This window comes from Sulfurospirillum sp. E15m (assembly GCF_059415145.1).
Genome location: NZ_JCAHZS010000001.1, coordinates 671,186 through 688,307 on the forward strand (window position 1 = coordinate 671,186; position 17,122 = coordinate 688,307).

Genomic DNA, 17,122 nt, shown 5'->3' on the forward strand with positions numbered 1-17,122 from the left:
ATTTAGAGTGCATTGGCAAGGGCAAAGAGTAGTTTGATGGCAAACAGGTCTAAAAATTGCAAGGCTAAAATGACAATCAGTGGCGCTAAATCAACGCCGCCAATCAGTGTTGGAACGTATTTGCGAATGAAAGCATAGACCGGGTTGGTTAAGCGATACAAAATTTGCACGATAGGATTATACGGGTCTGGGCGCACAAATGAGAGCAGTGCTGAGATAATGATAACCCAAATATAGATATTAATCACTGTATGCAACAAGGTGGCTAAAGCTTCAATCAATGTTGATAAAACGATCATCGAACGATCTCCTTCAAATAGTTTTTAATCAAGGGATAAACATGCGTTAATTCTGGGCCATGGTTTGCACCTGTAAGCCAAAAACGAAGCAATTTGCACAACAAATCTTCTGTCAAATCGCTTTGGGTGAGAAGGTATGTTTTAAAGGCATCAAATGTTTCAAAATAGGGTGCTTCTAAAAGAATCGTTTGAAGTGCTTTGCTCTGTGCTTCAAACGCAATATATGGCTCTTTTTTGGCAAATATAGCATCAATGTTTTGTTTAATATCATACGTCGTATTTGCTTCTTCGGTGTAAACTTTGGCTAATTTTCCGATGTTTTCACAGGCATAACCTAAACGTTTTGAGAGTTCCATATCGCTTAGACGTTTGATATGCTCACGGTTAATAGCCTGAAGTTTTTCAATTTCAAAATGTGTGGGCGATGTGGCAATCGTTGTCATATCAAACCATTCAAGAGCTTCTTGCAGGGTAAAAATCTCACAGGGGGTAGTGTTTCCTAAGAGCAGATAATTGACAATCGCTTCAGGTAAAAAGCCTTGGTCTAGCAGTGACTTAACAGACTCTTCTCCTTTTTGAAGCATTGGTACATGCGCATACTCAATTTTTTGATCATAGCCTATGGTTGAGCGAATCAGCTCCTCTCTTGGCGCATCTAAAAGCAATTCATCGCTTCTAATAACACAGCTAATGCCTTGGAGCATATCATCACATGCCGTTGCAAAAACAGATGTAGGGTATTTGTTTGTTTTCATGATAATAAAAGAATCTATCGTATCGGGTGGAAAGCCTATGTCACCTTGTAGTGCGTCATGAAGCTGTAGCGCATAAGCTGGTTTTTTGAAGCGAATGACAAACGAGTTGGGATTATTTAAAATCGCTTCACTGCTTAAATTTTCGCATCGTCCATCATATGAAGAGGTATTATCTTCAGGACAAAAACAGATAAAGGCTTTTTTCCTATCCAACAGCGTGGATGCAAACTGAAGATGGTATTTGAAATTGTCGCTTTGGTAATAAAGCTGCGAATAGGAGATGCCAAAAAGTGAGAGCATCTCTAACATCTCTTGGTCTTTTTCCTGAGCATGACCTTCAATACGTACAATCAGTTGTTTTTTGGCTTGAATGGCGCAGATAAAATTTATCAAAGCAACTCTTAAGTCGCTAAGGGTTAAATCGCTAGAAGGTGAAACAGAAAATCGGTACATTATTTTAATTTCTCCGCCACAAGGTCATTGACCACGCTTGGATTGGCTTTGCCACCCGTCGCTTTGAGGACTTGACCTACAAAAAAGCCAAAAAGGTTAGTGTTGCCTGCTTTATATTTTGCTACATTGTCTGGATTTTTGGCAATTATTTCATCAATGATTGGTTTGAGTTTTTCAGGGTCGCTGATTTGTGTGAGTCCTTTTGCTTCAACGATTTTTGCTGGGTTTTCGCCTGTTTGTGTCATCTCTTCAAAGACTTGTTTAGCGATTTTATTGGAAATTGTGCCTTCATCCATCATTTTAATGAGTTCTGCAACCTCTTTGGCGCTAAATTTTAGTTTCATCTCTTGTTTGAGTTCGCGTGCCACTTCATTGGCAACAAGGTTTGCTAAACTAATAGGGCTATTAAAGTAAGAGAGCGTTTCAGTATAAAAAGTACTGAGTGCTTTATCTCTTGCAAGCGTATTGGCGATTTCATGATTGAGTCCAAGCTCTTGCGTGTATTTCGTAAACCGTGCAAGCTCTTCTTCACTCATTGGTGAAACTTCACCTTCGATATGTGCTTTTTTGACATGAGTGTCTGGCTTAGCGCTTTCGATGACTTCGGCTTTTTTAGCCCAAGAGTCTTTGAGTCCGACGATTTTATTAAAAACAGGTTTTGCATCGGTGTAATCAATGGGGTCTGCGTAAAAATACCCTTGTCGTTCAAATTGGAATCTTACATCAGGTTTTTCGCTGATGACCACAGGCTCTATAAACGCATTTTTGATAATGTGCAAAGAATCAGGGTTCAAATCTTCCAATCCATCCGGCGCATCGACTTTGTAGAGTCGCTCATAAAGCCTTACTTCCACTTGTTTTGCGTGTTTGGCGCTGACCCAATGAATCGCACTTTTGGTTTTGATGCCGCTGGTATCGGCACCGCTTTTTGAGTCAGGATGATGCGCTGCTTTTATCTCTACGATGTTACCATGGGCGTCTTTGATGACCTCTTTACATGTAATGATATACGCATGTTTAAGACGGACAGGTTGTTCTGGTGTGAGACGGTAATAGCCTGCTGGAGGATTTTCCATAAAGTCATCGCGTTCAATATAAATTTCCCTTGAAAACGGAAGTTTGCGTGAGCCCTCTTTGGGAACATCGTGTGGGTAGTAGGATGCATCAATCTCCTCTTCCCCCTCATAATTTTCAATGGTGATTTTCAGTGGGTCAATGACGCACATGACGCGCGGCACTTTTTGGTTTAAATCATCTCTTATACAAAATTCAAGCTGTGCGACATCGACCATAGAGTTTGCTTTCGCAATACCGATTTGGTCGCAAAAATTGAGGATAGCTTCTGGCGTGTAGCCTCTTCGTTTATAGCCTGCAATGGTCGGAAGGCGAGGGTCATCCCATCCTTGTACATAATGACCATTGACAAGCTCTAAGAGTTTTCGTTTACTCATGACCGTGTAGTTCATGCCAAGGCGGGCAAATTCATGTTGATAAGGACGAGGAGGGGTAAGTTCAAGCGCATCTAACACCCAGTCGTAAATGTCGCGGTTGTTTTCAAATTCGAGTGTACAAATAGAGTGCGTCACGCCTTCGATATAGTCAGACAAGCAGTGTGCAAAGTCGTACATCGGGTAGATGCACCACTCATCACCCGTTCTAAAATGGTGCGCATGACGAATACGGTATAAAAGAGGGTCGCGCATTTTCATATTCGCCGCACTCATATCAATTTTGGCGCGTAAGACGTGTTCGCCATCTTTAAACTCGCCTTTTCTCATGCGTTCCAAAAGGTCTAAATTTTCTTCGATACTGCGATTGGCATAAACACTGCGACGACCAGGCTCGGTAATGGTGCCTCTGTATTCTCGAATCTCTTCTTCGTTTAGGCTATCGACATACGCTTTACCCATCTCCACAAGCTTGACTGCATAGGCGTAAATTTTAGGAAAATAATCAGAAGCAAAATAGACTTTATCCGCCCATGTAAAACCAAGCCATGTTACAGCATCTTTCAGAGCTTCGACGTATTTCATGTCTTCGGTGGTTGGATTGGTGTCATCCATTCTGAGGTTACAATGCCCTTTATAATCACGAGCAATACCAAAATTGATACAGATAGACTTCGCGTGTCCAATGTGTGGAAAGCCATTGGGCTCTGGAGGAAACCTGGTTATAATTTCGTGGTACTTTCCAGACTGTAAGTCCTCTTCTACAATGGTGCGTAAAAAATCTTTGCTCTCACTCATTTTCTTAAAACCTTTTTGATTGATAACTCTTGTATGTCTGTATTTTACCATGCTCTGCATTAATTAACCCAAAAGGATGAAGAAAAGCGCATTAAATTGTTGTGATAAAATGGAGCAGTGTGCGTTATTTTGTTTTTACATGTAAAAGTTGGTGTAGCAGTTTGGTTAGCGTGACGCGGTATAATCCATTTTGATTTTGTACCCCACACCGTTAATATTTTCAAAAAAATCAATGCCACAGATTTCCCTGATACGGTAGATAACCATTTGTAATTTTTTCAGATTGAGGCGTTCATCGTCCCAAAGTGCTGTGTAGAGTTGTTCGTAGCTGACACAATGATGCCTATGTTCGCAAAGCATTTGAATGAGCTTTAACGCATTGGGGCTCATCTTAATAATTTCACCGTATTTGTGGAGTAAATGGGTTTCATGATTAAAACAAAATCCACCGATAATTTTACTGATTTTTGTATTGGGAAGAGGGCTTCTTTTTGCATTTAAAAGTGAGATAGCAGCAATGATTTCACGTTCATTATAGGGTTTGATGATATATCCGTCTGCTTTGGCATCCATCGCATACCCTATCATCTCATCATCCGCATACGCAGTGGTAAAAATAATGGCGCAGTCACTGAGTGTACGAAGATGCATAGCAACTTCACAACCGCTCATGGACCCTTTAATCATAATATCGAGTAAAACTAAATCAGGGTCATACAGGCGAACACTCTCCAAAGCATCGATACCGTTATCAACACTTTGAATCACCTCCCACCCTTGTTTTTCAACGATTAATTTGAGGTATTCCGCCGCAATATATTCATCTTCTACAATCAAAATTTTATACATGGGCATCTCTTTTGTAAGTGATGTGATAGCATAATCCACAGTTGTAAAAAACTTTCAAAGTTCCTTTGAGCTGTTTGATGTTCAAGTCAATCAATTGCAAACCGAAGTTTCGTTTCATCGTCGCATCATAGCCTCGACCATTGTCAAAATAGGTCAGTAAAACAGTATTGCCGCGATTTTTTAAAACAATGATAATTTTTGGATTTTTTTCATTTGTAAATGCGTATTTGAAGCTATTGACGACAAGCTCATTGATAATTAACCCAATCGGGATGATTTCATTTAAAGAGAGTTCTATCGCATCGGCTTTAAAGCAAATTTTGATGTGTTCGCTCAGTGTGTTTTGAAGGTTTCGATACAGCTTTTCAATAAACTGTTTGGCGTTGATTTTTTCAAGATTGTGTGAAACGTAGAGCATCGAATGTACCATCGCCATCGCATCGATTCTGCTTTTGCTAACTTCAATAATATCCCGTACTTTCTGATCCTCTTTTTCCGCTTGGATAGCGAGCATAGAAGAGACGATGTTGAGGTTGTTTTTGACACGGTGCTGTACTTCATAATAAAGTAAGTCTTTTTGATAGTTGGCGTTAATCAATTCTCTATAGGTATCAATGCGCGTAATTTCATAATATAAAGCAAAAATGATGACAATCACAAAAACCGATATAAAATTGATAATAGCAGCAGGCGTATGCAAAAAAACGCTGGTTTGCAACGCGTCTTGATAATACAGAAGCAAAAGTCCTATCACCGCAATCATAATGACGCTAAATACGATTCCTTTTTTCCAGCTAAAAAGAGAAAAAATGCCTAATATTAATGGAAATAAAAATGCAGGTATGTAATCATCAAAGCGATAGATAAAGATCGCCGATACTGTTTCAATGCACAGAACAAACCCCATGGTGTATGAAGCGTAGTTGTATTTTCCTTTTCGATATAAGAGGAAAAAAGAGAGAACAATCGTCAAAAGCATCACGGATGTCAATGGCATGATTTGATAATCATGATTAGATAGATCCAAACCAAGATGAAAACAAAAGATACAAAAGCATACGATATGGATGATCCAAATAATTTTTTTTCGTCTCCCTTTTGTTGCCCTCTGAATGTCCGTATCTAACGGCAATGGTGATGTTTTTTTCATGAAAATAAATGTAGCACGTTTTCACTTAAACTCCTAAAATTTTCTTACTCTGTGACCAGAACGTGGTTTTTGATTTATATACTGACCGCAAGAAAAAATTTAGATTAATGAAAAAACGGATGCACACTACCTACTTTTAACACTGTGACTATGCTTCACGCTTTCCTATCGTTCAAGGGAAAATATGTGCTAGAGAGTACTTTTTATAAATAGGTTTAGTTGATTAACGCTTAACGTTTACATGTAAGGATTTAAAGATGATGACAGTGGCTGAAATTTTAGACTTGAATATTGAAGCGTCAAATCATGATACCTTGGTTTTGATGCGCAATAAAATTTTAGAAAACCAGTCTTTGTTTTGTTTAGAATGTGAAGTTTTTTATCAATGGGGTAGAATTGAGAAAAAACTCAATATGTATCACTATGCCGAAGAGCGTTTTAAAAATGCGCTTTTGATCAATCAAGAGCATGTCAAAAGCATGCGCGAGTTGGGGGAATTGTATATGCAGAGTGAACGGCTACACGAGGCCCTTAAATGGTTTGCGATGGTTGTGACGATTGAGCCTACCGATTATGAAACGTGGCGTAACGGTAGTACTATCTTGCTTCATATGCACAGCCCTTATAAAGCCATCGCATGGATGAAGATGGCAAAAAAAGCGATGTGCCCAGCGTAGTATCTTTAATGACAACTCTTTCTTGCCGCTTCTAAAGAATCTCTAATTCTTATTTGGTTACGATAGGCGTAACTGTAACGTAAGGATGAGTTCATGGATAGAATTAGAAATGTTTCTTGTTTTTCAAAACTGACGGATGAACAGCTTGAAAAACTTAAAAAAATTTCGGTCATTAAAAAGTTCAAAGCCAAAGAGATTCTTTTTTATGAAGGTGATGAGCCTGTCTATCTTTATGTGCTTCTCCAAGGTACACTCAAAGTGTATAAAACCAACCATAAAGGACAGCAAATCTTTTTGCATCAGTTCTATCCGGGTGGTTTGGTTGCAGAACTTGCCAATTTTGAAAATATCCCTTATCCTGCAACGGCTGAGTTTATGAGCGACAGTGAAGTGTTGCGCATAGATTATCAAGCATTGGAACACGATTTTTTCAAAAACCCCGAAATCTCCTTTGAGATTATCAAAAGCCTCATTGCCAAACACAAAATCCTCATTGACGTGATTCAAAAAGAGGTTATTTTAACCGCAGATGCTAAAGTCGCTAAATTTATTTTAGAAAATGCAGACCTTTTTCGAACACTTAAAAATACGCAAGTTGCGTCTATTTTAAATCTGACACCCGAAACACTTTCCCGCACCCTCAGCAAATTCAAGTCTTCAGGATTTATCGAACTTGATGAAAATCATCATATCAAAGTTTTAGATAAGAGCAAACTCGAAGAGATGTTATAACTTTTTTCGATACATCATTTACTTTTTATTGACATAAGTCAAGGTTTTTTTTCGCCTTTCTTTATACAATTCCTATTAACTTTTATTATTTTATTGGATTAAAGCTAAATTAATAATAGGAGGTTGAGCGTCTTTAGGTTCACGATACCATTTATCGTGTTCTTGCGGTCATAATGCGGCGTTGTTGTTTTACATGTAAAACGATGAAGAACATAAGAGCGCTCATGAGTTGTCTCATGAAAACTCTATGAAGGAGGGAATGTGAAAAATAGTAAATTCCTAAAATACGGTGCGCTCACAGTTTTTGTGATAGCCATAGGGTTTTTTGCCTATATGGTGCATATCTCAAAAGCGCTGTCGTATCTCTCCCATGATCCAAAGGCCTGTATCAACTGTCACGTCATGAATACGCAATATGCAACATGGCAACACAGTTCTCATGCCAGAGATGTTGGATGTGTCGATTGTCACTTACCACGGGATAACATGGTAAATAAATACATCGCAAAAGCAAAAGATGGTTTTAACCATACGGTTGCGTTTACGTTCAATACGTATAAAAATGCGATTAAAATCAGTGACGATGGTGCAAGGAGAGTACAGGAGAATTGTATTTCGTGTCATGCGAGTTTAACCTCTCAAATGGTTAAAAATGCCGACGCTAATCATAAATATGACGATCCGAGTGTAGCAACGGGAAGACGATGCTGGGAATGTCATAAAGGTGTGCCCCATGGTAAAGTGAGAGGTTTGACCACCACTCCAAATAACCTAGGCGTTAAAGAAGTGAAGTAAATTCTGCCTTATTAAGGCAAGCTTTAGCGCATAGCGCAGCGTAGTTTCAAGAGCTTTGCTTTTGAAGCGTGTAAAATATAGAAAAGGAGAAATAATGATGAAGTTCAAATTGCTACTTGCTGGTTCATTGATAGCTATCGGTGCAATGGCATTATTAGCGAATAACATTTCTGAAAAAGAAAAAGAACGCGTTGAATTAGCGAAAGCTCCAAGCCAAGCGGGTATTGAGGGAAAAGCAAAAAATGAGGAGTGGGCAAAGTATTATCCACGCCAGTATGACTCTTGGAAAAAAACCAAAGAGAGCGACGCAATCGTTGATATGTTAGATAAAAAACCGTATTTAGTCATTGCTTGGGCAGGTTACGGTTTTGCTAAAGATTACAACGCGCCACGCGGACACTACTATGCATTACAAGACAATATCAACTCTCTTCGTACCGGTGCGCCAACCGATGCGAAAAGCGGACCTATGCCAACAGCATGTTGGACATGTAAATCTCCTGATGTTCCTCGTTTGATTGAAGAAGACGGCGAATTGGAATTTTTTACAGGCAAATGGGCAAAATACGGTTCACAAATCGTTAATCCTATCGGCTGTGCGAACTGTCATGATGACAAAACAGCGCAACTTCAAGTTCGTGTTCCTCATTTAGACCGTGCACTTAAAGCAGCAGGTCTTAAAACATTTGAAGAATCAACACACCAAGAGAAACGCTCCCTTGTTTGTGCACAATGTCACGTTGAGTACTATTTCAAAAAGACAGAGTGGACCGATGCACAAGGCAATAAAAAAACAGCAGGTGTTGTAACCCTTCCATGGGCAAATGGTTTGACGGTTGAGGGCATGGAAAAATATTATGATGATATTAACTTCTCAGATTGGACCAACAGCATCTCTAAAACGCCAATGCTCAAAGCGCAACATCCAGGATATGAGTTCTTTAGAACAGGTATTCACGGTCAAAAAGGTGTTTCATGTGCGGATTGTCACATGCCTTATACCCAAGAAGGTTCTGTTAAGTACTCTGACCACCAAGTTCAAAGTCCTCTTAAAACAATGGATAAAAGCTGTATGAACTGCCATAGAGAGAGTGAGCAAAAACTCAAAGACATCGTACATCAAAAAATGGTACGTAAAGATTTCTTGATGGACATCGCGTTTGATAACATCGCAAAAGCGCACATTGAAACGGGTCGTGCGATGGAAGCGGGTGCAAGTGATGCTGAACTTAAAGAGATTCGTACCTTCATTCGTCATGCACAATGGAGAGGCGATATGGCGATTGCATCACATGGTAACTTCTTCCATGCGCCAGAAGAGACATTACGTATCTTAGGTTCTGCAAATGACCAAGCACAACAAGCACGTATTAAGCTTGTAAGCGTACTTGCAAAACACGGTGTTATGGATTATATGGCTCCAGATTTTGATACCAAAGTCAAAGCACAAGGTCTTGCAAAAGTCAATCTTCAAGCATTGGTTGCCGAGAAGTTGAAATTTAAAGAAACCCTAGAGAAAGAGTGGAAAAAAGAGGCAGCTGCTAAAGGCAGAATTTCTGTAAACTCTGTATCCCTTGATCCTTCTGTTGATAGCAAATCTTCATACTTTAAAAAGTAATGCTTATGACAAGGAAGAGTCATCTTCCTTGTCATCTCATCTATGTTATACTAAATACTCTAAATGACTAGCATCTTTAGTATGGCATATGACTTCACAAAGGAAAGACGTGTTATTCAAGATTTTTAGCTCCTATAAAACGATGCTCTTTCTTTTAATGGCCTTAGCTTTAGGTGCGGCTGTTGCAACATTTGTTGAAAATGACTTTGGCACAGCAACCGCAAGGGCGTATGTGTATAACACATGGTGGTATGAACTTCTTTTATGCTTGGGCGCTTTAAATATCGCATTCGTCCTTTATAAAACCCGCATGTATCTCACACATATCAGCAAATTTACGTTTCATGGCGCTTTGATACTCATCTTAATTGGCTCAGGACTTACACGATACTTTGGCATTGAAGGGGTGATGAAAATCAGAGAAAATGCGATAAGCAGCTCCATTTTTTCGAATGATAAAAACGAAGAGATTAAACTTCCTTTTGCTGTAAAACTCAACCATTTTGAAATGCAACGCTATTACGGCTCGCATGCCCCATCTGCTTATGAAAGCGATGTGACGGTACTAGATGGTGACAAAAATACGCATTATGTGATTTCGATGAACCATACGCTCGTGTATAAAGGGTATAAATTTTTTCAAACATTTTATGACCCTGATGAAAAAGGAACCATTCTCTCCGTAACCAAAGACCCCGGCGTTGAGGTGACTTATGTGGGGTATGCCTTACTGTTTTTGGGACTTATTTTAAATTTGTTTGACCCAAAATCACGCTTTAGAAAACTGATTCATCACGCACGAAACAGCACGTTAGTCCTTTTGGTATTACTCTTTACACAAGCTCCTTTATGGAGTGCGAGTACGTATGTCAAAGAGTATCTGCATGAGCATCAAACCAAAAGCGTTGAGGTTGCTGATGCCTTTGGGCATTTGGTGGTTCAATCACGTATGGGGCGCATGAAACCTTTTGATACGTTAAGTCAAGAAGTGCTGTATAAACTCAGCGGAAAAAGCACTTTGTATGAGATGACTCCCACTCAAATTGCGCTAGGCATGCTTTCACATCCGACTTTGTGGAAAAAATTGCCGATGATTCAAACAAAAACCCCAAGACTAAGAACGCTAATCGGAATAGAAAGCACGCAAAAACTAGCATCGTTCGATGATTTTTTTGAGGGACATCGCTATAAATTAGAAGCAGACCTGCAAAAAGCGTTAGCAACCAGACCTGCACTCAGAGGTACTTTTGAAAATGACCTCATTAAAGTCGATGAGCGTCTGAGCATCGCGTTTATGCTTTATCAAGGGGTGTTGTTTAAAATTTTCCCTTTACCAGAAGATACCCACCATACGTGGGTTGCCTTTGAGCAGATGTTCTCATCCATTCATGTGCCAGAATCAGAAACGTTACAAGAAAGTGCAACAGCGTTTATGGACGCTTTATTCGCAAGAGACTACACCAAAGCCCTTTTACATGTAAAAACATTTAGCGATTTTCAAAGCAAATATGGAAGCGATGTCATGCCTTCTTCTACGCATATCAATGTAGAAATTTGGTACAACAAAGCGATGATTTTTGAGCGCTTGACGGTGGTATACATGCTTTTGGGTGGGGTCCTGTTGATGGTTGCTTTTGGACGCGTTTTTAAAGCACCTTACACTTCATCTCGCACGATGGAGCGTGTACTCTTTTTTATGGTGACAGCCCTTTTTATCGTGCATACGTTTGGGCTTGCGCTTAGGTGGTATGTCAGCGCACACGCTCCTTTAAGCGATACGTATGAGTCCATCATCTACATCGCGTGGTCGTGTTTGCTCTTTAGCATGCTCTTTTTAAGACGTTCTCTCTTTGCGCTTGCAGGTTCGGTGATGATGGCGGGCATTTTTATGTTCACAGCACATCTAGGGCACATTGACCCAGAGATTACCAATCTTGTGCCTGTGTTAAAATCGTTTTGGCTTTCGGTGCATGTTTCTATCATCACGGCAAGTTATGGCTTTTTAGCCCTCGGCTGTGCGCTAGGGTTTTTTACGCTTATTCTTTTTACATGTAAAACCTCACCGCGCATCGTAGCCACCATCAAACATCTTACCATCATTAACGAAATCACGCTGATAATCGGTCTGTGTCTTTTGGTCATTGGAAACTTTTTAGGTGGCGTATGGGCGAACGAATCGTGGGGAAGGTATTGGGGATGGGACCCTAAAGAGACTTGGGCGTATATCTCCATCATTGTGTACACCATTGTTTTACATGTAAGGCTTTTGCCAAAGCTCTACTCGCACTATCTTTTTGCCGTGCTTTCCTTGTTAGGCTTTGCCTCCATCCTCATGACCTATTTTGGAGTCAATTTTTATTTAGCAGGCAAGCACTCCTACGCTACGGGTGACCCTGTGCCTATCCCAACGTGGGTGTATGTTTGCACGTTTATCGTGAGCGCCCTTATCGTTGTTTCCTATCGCAATAAACATTTAAAGGAAGAAAAATGAGAAAAATTTTAGCTTTTTTAGCCACATTACTGTGCAGTCTTTCACTGCATGCAGGCGACATCTACGAAGGAGTTGTCGTCGATACTTTACAAGGAGGCGGTTATTCGTATTTGCAAATCGAAGATGCTAAGAAAAAATATTGGATAGCTGTTGAAAGCGTCTCTCTTGAAAAGGGGACACAAGTGCGTTTTACCGAAGAGTTGCGTGCGAAAAACTTTGAGAGTAAAGCGCTCAACCGCACATTTGATGAGCTTGTTTTTGCATCTAATTTACAATACCGCACCAACGTCAGCGAAAAAGGAAAATTGGCATTTATTACTGAGCATGTAGAAAAATCGCCTTATCAACAAGCAGGTACAATGAGCATCAAAGAAGTACTTGATAAACGAACCTCCCTCAATGGCAAAACGATTACGATTCGCGCAAAAGTCGTTAAAGCTTCTTCCAATATCATGAAACGCAACTGGATACACTTGCAAGATGGTACAGGGGAGGGTAACGAAGTTGGACGTATTGTCTTTACTTCTACGGAACTCCCAAAGGTCGGAGATATCGTCACCGCAACAGGTGTTGTGAGCATTGACAAAAATTTCGGTTCGGGGTATATTTACGCAATCATTGTTGAGAATACAACGTTTGCAAAATAAATCTTAAAGAGTGTCTATGGCTTATAATGAGCATCGTGCTTTAGTCTCCTCATTGCCTTTATTTGAATCCCTAGAGGAAACGGATATTGAGACGATTGCCTCGTTTAGCAGTGTGAAATATCACAAACGAGGTGACGTGCTTTTTTACGAGAAAGACACCAAAGATGCGATTTATTATATCATCAACGGTTCGGTTAAATTTTATAAAGTTGATCGTTTTGATAACGAAATCTTCTTGTATAAACTCTACTCAAGCTCACTCATCTTTAATGTCTCCAAACTGGTCGATAGTTTTTTCATTAGTTGTTATGCCAATGCCGAATTTTTAGAAGACAGTACGGTTTTATCCATCCAAAGCGAACCTTTTCGCAAGATGATTTACACGAACCATCGTTTGATGACGATGATTTTACAAGAGTCCTTTAAAATGATTCAGCAGATGCAGTGTATCATCAGCCGTGATGTTGTGTTTGATGGTACGGCAAAAGTGGCGCATATGTTGGTCAATGAACTTGAGACGTTTAATAATCTCAAAAAGCATGAAATTGCCTATATGTTGCACATTCAACCTGAAACCCTTTCTCGTATTTTGAACAAGCTCACCCGTAATGGAACGATTGAAATTGACAAGAACAGCGTTGTCGTCTTGAATGTCCAAGAATTAAAAGATATTTATGAGTAGGAAGTTATGATTAAACCAACCGCTATTAGCACCAAAATGAAACTGGCAGGGGGATTGCTCTCGTTTGTCATTATTTTTATTATCTCTTTGACCGTAATGATGAACCAGATGAGTAAAAAAGATTCGTATATTATCAATATCGCCGGTAAACAGCGGATGCTCTCTCAAAAAATGAGTAAAGAGGTCTTTTTCATTGTGCATCGCCATACCGATGATTTTCGTGAGCTCAACAGTGCTGTAAGTTTGTTTGAAAACAGCCTCAATGATTTACTGTATGGCAATGATGCCAAAGGTATCTACGCACCTCAAAATGAAAAAATTCAAGCTAAACTTGAAGAGGTCATGGGCTATTGGAAGCCGTTTAAAAGTGAAATCGAACAGCTCAAAGAGGGCATCGAAGTGGTGCGCCCCGATATGGAAGTTTTAACAGGGCGCATTGAAAAATTGCTCGTTCTCTCCGATACCATCGTGCAACGTATGGTCAAAGCCAATCTCAGCAATGTCCACATCGACCTTTCAGGTCGCCAACGCATGCTTTCACAACGTATGGGGCTGTACATTAGCCGTTATTTACGTACGGCAAGCGGGCAAGATTTGCTCGTTTACAACGATGCAAAAGCGCTCTATGACAAAACACTCAAAGGGTTTTTAAGCGACCCAGCGGTCAAAAATTCACCCGAAGTGTACGCGATTGTCAAAGAGACCAATACGTATTGGGAAGATTATACGCTGTATCTTGATAGATTATTGGCGATGGAAGGCGAAATCAACAAGCACATGGCGTTTATCTACGAGAAAAATATTCAACTTCTCAATGCAATGGATGAAGCCGTTTGGCTCTATACCGACCACAGCGAACATAAAAACGATATGTTTCTCAAATTTCAATACATCGCGCTTATCATCGGTCTTGTCATCATCTTGTATGCGTTTGTGATGAGCAAAGAGATTATCGAACACCTTGAAAATTTTGTGCAAAAAGCCAAAGAGTTAGCACACGGTGACATTAGCGCGATGACACGGCAACCTGTTATCTTAGCCGATGGCAGTGAAGACGAACTTAAAGAGGCCTCTTCGCATATTTCGCAGTTTGTCCATAAGGTCAATAATGCGATGAAAGACTCCGAAGATGCGCTCAAAAAAGCGGAAAATGCCATTTCCCAATTGCAACAAATCGCTGAAGAAGTCGAAGATGCCATCGAAGATATGGGCATTGATGAAACGGCAAAAAAACAGTTTGACAAAAACGTCAATGCCACCGAAGATATCGCGATACAGTCGGCTGAAAACCTTATTCATGTCAATAAAATGCTTCAAAAACTCAAAAAAAGTTTGAACGGTATGGTTGAGAGTGCACAGACAAATGAGAAGAAAGAAGCGTAACAATTTATTTAAACTCTTAGTGTATCATGCCTTGAAAGAATAAAGAGGCGTATATGAAAAAGATTTATATTATTCATGGTTATTTTGCTTCTGTACACGACCATTGGTTTCCGTGGCTTCACGATAAAATGAGCATTGTTCATGGTATGAATATAGAGATTCTTCCTATGCCGACACCGGAAACTCCGAGTGTTGATGCATGGCTCGCTCTCATTCAAAAAGAGATAGGCGTCCCCGATAAAGAGACGTTTGTCATCGCGCATAGCTTAGGTTGTATCGCACTTTTGCGTCACTTAGATAGCATCAAAGAGAGCTTCTCTTTGGGCGGAATGATTTTAGTTTCCCCTTTTGATAAACCCCTCGAAGTCTTTCCAAATCTTGATGCTTTTGTCGATGTTTCGCTCTCTTACGCAAGACTTTCTCGCAATATCCTTCAAAAGCATGTCATCCTCTCCGATAACGACATGTATGTCCCGCCTTTTGTCAGTAAAGCGTTGTGCGCAAAATTAGATGCTGTCTTACTTGAAATTCCTCACGGCGGTCATTTTTTAGGCATTGAGGGGTTTGAAATGTTCCCAGAACTGTACGAAATTCTAAAAACAATGCTCGCAAAAAAGTAGCAGAACATCATACTTCTTCGTATAAAAGTTTGATACCAAGCATTAAAAAGAGTGCGCCAATACTTCTGTTGAACCAACATGTGAAGGTATGATGCGTTTGTAATTTTGAAATCAATGCCATAGACATCCATGCAACGATGATATTCCAGATAGTGCCATTGATGTCAAATACAATGCCTAAAAAGAGCATGCTGAGTGCTTTATTCGCAGCGGTGGTATCGACAAACTGCGGTAAAAAAGCGAGGAAAAAAAGTGCTACTTTTGGGTTTAGAACATTGGTCAAAAACCCTTGCCAAAAAATAGCTTTGAGTGTTTGATGGGTAGTTTTTGTTTTTACATGTAAAGGGGTTTGCGTCGAGCGAAGTATCGTCATACCGATGTAAATCAAATAACATGCACCTATGCTTTTAATGATGCTAAATGCCATTGCCGAGGTTGCGAGCAGAGCTGAAAGTCCAATCGTTGTCGCAAAGATATGCACCAAACAGCCAGCTCCAATACCAAGCGCCGCAAAAAATCCCGCGCGAAAGCCTTGTGTACTTGACTTTCCAACAATATAAAGCGTATCAACGCCCGGTGTGATGTTTAAAAGTAAGCCTGAAAGTATAAAAAGCCAAAGGTCATGTGTCCCTAACATGATGACTCCTTTTTATAAAAGTCCAATCACAATGGGCAGTAAGACAGCGATACACATGCCCACCAAACCCATCGCTAACGCGGAAAACGCTGCGGCATTTTCGCTGATTTCAAAGGCTCTTGCTGTTCCTACGGCGTGCGAGATGAGTCCGAGTGCAAAGCCTTTGGCGGCATCGTGTTTGATGCGAAGCAGTTTAAACACGTACGTGCCAAAGAGTGCGCCCAAAAGTCCTGTGATAACAACAAACCCTATGGCTAAAGCGGCATTGGCTCCAATGTCATGCGCGGTAATCAGCGTAATGGGCGCAGTGACTGACTTGGTGGTCATCGAGAGCATCGTAATTTTTGAAGCACCCAAAAGCCATAAAATACCCAACGCACTTAAAATGGTAAAAATTCCACCGGCAAAAAGAGTGATGAGAATGGGCAGAAAGTACGCGCGAATCAGTTTGAGGTTTTTGTACAAGGGAAGGGCAAGTGCTACCGTAGCCGGTCCTAGAAAAAAATGCAAAATGCTTACCGATTCAAAATACTGTTTATAAGGAATTTGCGCGATAATGAGAATGGGAAGCATGATAACATACGCGATAACAATAGGCTGTAATAACGCGTGTTTGCCCGTTTTTTCGTAAATGAGAATGCCCACTTTATAAGCGCTCATCGTGATGATAATCCACGTTAAAGGGGTGCTGGTGATATACGCAATGAGTGCATCGACATTCATCGCTCTTCCTTTTTTGAAATTAAAATATCCATCAGTTTTACACTAAACGCGAGCGACAAAAAGGTTCCCACAATCAAGGAAGCCAGAATGGCAAACAGCTCGTTTGAAATCGTCTCAACCTGTGTGATAATGCCCGCCGCCGCAGGGATAATAAACAGCGGCAAATAGCGCAACAGCCAAAAAACGGCATTGTCTAACGCATGAAAGCTTCCCTTTCGTATGACTAAGAAAAGTAAGAGTAAAACCATACCGATGATAGGGCCTGGGATTTTAAGCTCAAAAAGTTTGCTGATGCACTCTCCTGTAAATTGGAAGAGTAAAAGGGTTAAAATACCGTGTAACATGGCGTTCCTAGGCTTTAAAAT

17 protein-coding genes are annotated in these 17,122 nt (G+C 40.2%); 9 read left to right on the forward strand and 8 right to left on the reverse strand.

Annotated features, from left to right (window positions below; genetic code table 11):
* Window positions 1-2 precede the first annotated feature (2 nt).
* From AC5SLP_RS03365 to AC5SLP_RS03385, 5 genes are all read right to left on the reverse strand, one after another.
* The gene (locus AC5SLP_RS03365) at window positions 3-299 is read right to left on the reverse strand and encodes a YggT family protein (protein ID WP_495253711.1); all 297 of its coding nucleotides are present in this window, start codon (window positions 297-299) and stop codon (window positions 3-5) included.
* The gene (locus AC5SLP_RS03370; RefSeq protein WP_495253712.1) at window positions 296-1,507 is read right to left on the reverse strand and encodes a glutamate--tRNA ligase; all 1,212 of its coding nucleotides are present in this window, start codon (window positions 1,505-1,507) and stop codon (window positions 296-298) included. The genes AC5SLP_RS03365 and AC5SLP_RS03370 overlap by 4 nt, the downstream gene beginning before the upstream one ends.
* On the reverse strand, window positions 1,507-3,753 hold the full coding sequence (locus tag AC5SLP_RS03375; protein ID WP_495253713.1) for a glutamine--tRNA ligase/YqeY domain fusion protein: 2,247 nt from the start codon (window positions 3,751-3,753) through the stop codon (window positions 1,507-1,509). Before AC5SLP_RS03375 ends, AC5SLP_RS03370 begins: the two co-directional genes overlap by 1 nt.
* A gap of 165 nt (window positions 3,754-3,918) precedes the next feature.
* On the reverse strand, window positions 3,919-4,602 hold the full coding sequence (locus AC5SLP_RS03380; RefSeq protein ID WP_495253714.1) for a response regulator: 684 nt from the start codon (window positions 4,600-4,602) through the stop codon (window positions 3,919-3,921).
* The gene (locus AC5SLP_RS03385) at window positions 4,595-5,752 is read right to left on the reverse strand and encodes a sensor histidine kinase (RefSeq protein WP_495253715.1); all 1,158 of its coding nucleotides are present in this window, start codon (window positions 5,750-5,752) and stop codon (window positions 4,595-4,597) included. The genes AC5SLP_RS03380 and AC5SLP_RS03385 overlap by 8 nt, the downstream gene beginning before the upstream one ends.
* A gap of 257 nt (window positions 5,753-6,009) precedes the next feature.
* On the opposite strand from AC5SLP_RS03385, the gene AC5SLP_RS03390 reads away from it, so the two are divergent.
* The 9 genes from AC5SLP_RS03390 to AC5SLP_RS03430 all read left to right on the forward strand — a co-directional run bounded on the left by AC5SLP_RS03390 (window position 6,010) and on the right by AC5SLP_RS03430 (window position 15,397).
* Window positions 6,010-6,429: a tetratricopeptide repeat protein gene (locus tag AC5SLP_RS03390; protein ID WP_495253716.1), complete on the forward strand. Its 420-nt coding sequence runs from the start codon at window positions 6,010-6,012 to the stop codon at window positions 6,427-6,429.
* A gap of 93 nt (window positions 6,430-6,522) precedes the next feature.
* The gene (locus AC5SLP_RS03395) at window positions 6,523-7,161 is read left to right on the forward strand and encodes a Crp/Fnr family transcriptional regulator (RefSeq protein WP_495253717.1); all 639 of its coding nucleotides are present in this window, start codon (window positions 6,523-6,525) and stop codon (window positions 7,159-7,161) included.
* Window positions 7,162-7,422: 261 nt separating this feature from the next.
* The gene (nrfH, locus tag AC5SLP_RS03400) at window positions 7,423-7,956 is read left to right on the forward strand and encodes a cytochrome c nitrite reductase small subunit (RefSeq protein WP_495253718.1); all 534 of its coding nucleotides are present in this window, start codon (window positions 7,423-7,425) and stop codon (window positions 7,954-7,956) included.
* Between the two features lie 94 nt (window positions 7,957-8,050).
* Window positions 8,051-9,574: an ammonia-forming cytochrome c nitrite reductase gene (gene nrfA, locus AC5SLP_RS03405; protein WP_495253719.1), complete on the forward strand. Its 1,524-nt coding sequence runs from the start codon at window positions 8,051-8,053 to the stop codon at window positions 9,572-9,574.
* Window positions 9,575-9,683: 109 nt separating this feature from the next.
* Window positions 9,684-12,065: a cytochrome c biogenesis protein gene (locus tag AC5SLP_RS03410; protein WP_495253720.1), complete on the forward strand. Its 2,382-nt coding sequence runs from the start codon at window positions 9,684-9,686 to the stop codon at window positions 12,063-12,065.
* Complete coding sequence (locus AC5SLP_RS03415; RefSeq protein ID WP_495253721.1) at window positions 12,062-12,712, forward strand: hypothetical protein; 651 nt, start codon at window positions 12,062-12,064, stop codon at window positions 12,710-12,712. The genes AC5SLP_RS03410 and AC5SLP_RS03415 overlap by 4 nt, the downstream gene beginning before the upstream one ends.
* A 16-nt stretch (window positions 12,713-12,728) precedes the next feature.
* Window positions 12,729-13,394 (forward strand): Crp/Fnr family transcriptional regulator, encoded by a 666-nt coding sequence (locus AC5SLP_RS03420; RefSeq protein ID WP_495253722.1) that lies wholly within the window; start codon window positions 12,729-12,731, stop codon window positions 13,392-13,394.
* A 6-nt stretch (window positions 13,395-13,400) separates the two neighbouring features.
* Complete coding sequence (locus AC5SLP_RS03425) at window positions 13,401-14,777, forward strand: type IV pili methyl-accepting chemotaxis transducer N-terminal domain-containing protein (RefSeq protein WP_495253723.1); 1,377 nt, start codon at window positions 13,401-13,403, stop codon at window positions 14,775-14,777.
* 53 nt (window positions 14,778-14,830) lie between these two features.
* Window positions 14,831-15,397: an RBBP9/YdeN family alpha/beta hydrolase gene (locus AC5SLP_RS03430; protein ID WP_495253724.1), complete on the forward strand. Its 567-nt coding sequence runs from the start codon at window positions 14,831-14,833 to the stop codon at window positions 15,395-15,397.
* Window positions 15,398-15,404: 7 nt separating this feature from the next.
* Here the strand turns inward: AC5SLP_RS03430 and AC5SLP_RS03435 are convergent, their stop codons facing one another.
* The 3 genes from AC5SLP_RS03435 to AC5SLP_RS03445 are packed head-to-tail and all read right to left on the reverse strand — an operon-like array spanning window position 15,405 to window position 17,101.
* Window positions 15,405-16,034: a LysE family translocator gene (locus AC5SLP_RS03435; protein ID WP_495253725.1), complete on the reverse strand. Its 630-nt coding sequence runs from the start codon at window positions 16,032-16,034 to the stop codon at window positions 15,405-15,407.
* A 12-nt stretch (window positions 16,035-16,046) separates the two neighbouring features.
* Window positions 16,047-16,757 carry an LrgB family protein gene (locus tag AC5SLP_RS03440; RefSeq protein WP_495253726.1) on the reverse strand — a complete coding sequence of 237 codons (711 nt, stop codon included), beginning with the start codon at window positions 16,755-16,757 and terminating at the stop codon, window positions 16,047-16,049.
* The gene (locus AC5SLP_RS03445; RefSeq protein ID WP_495253727.1) at window positions 16,754-17,101 is read right to left on the reverse strand and encodes a CidA/LrgA family protein; all 348 of its coding nucleotides are present in this window, start codon (window positions 17,099-17,101) and stop codon (window positions 16,754-16,756) included. The genes AC5SLP_RS03440 and AC5SLP_RS03445 overlap by 4 nt, the downstream gene beginning before the upstream one ends.
* Window positions 17,102-17,122 lie beyond the last annotated feature (21 nt).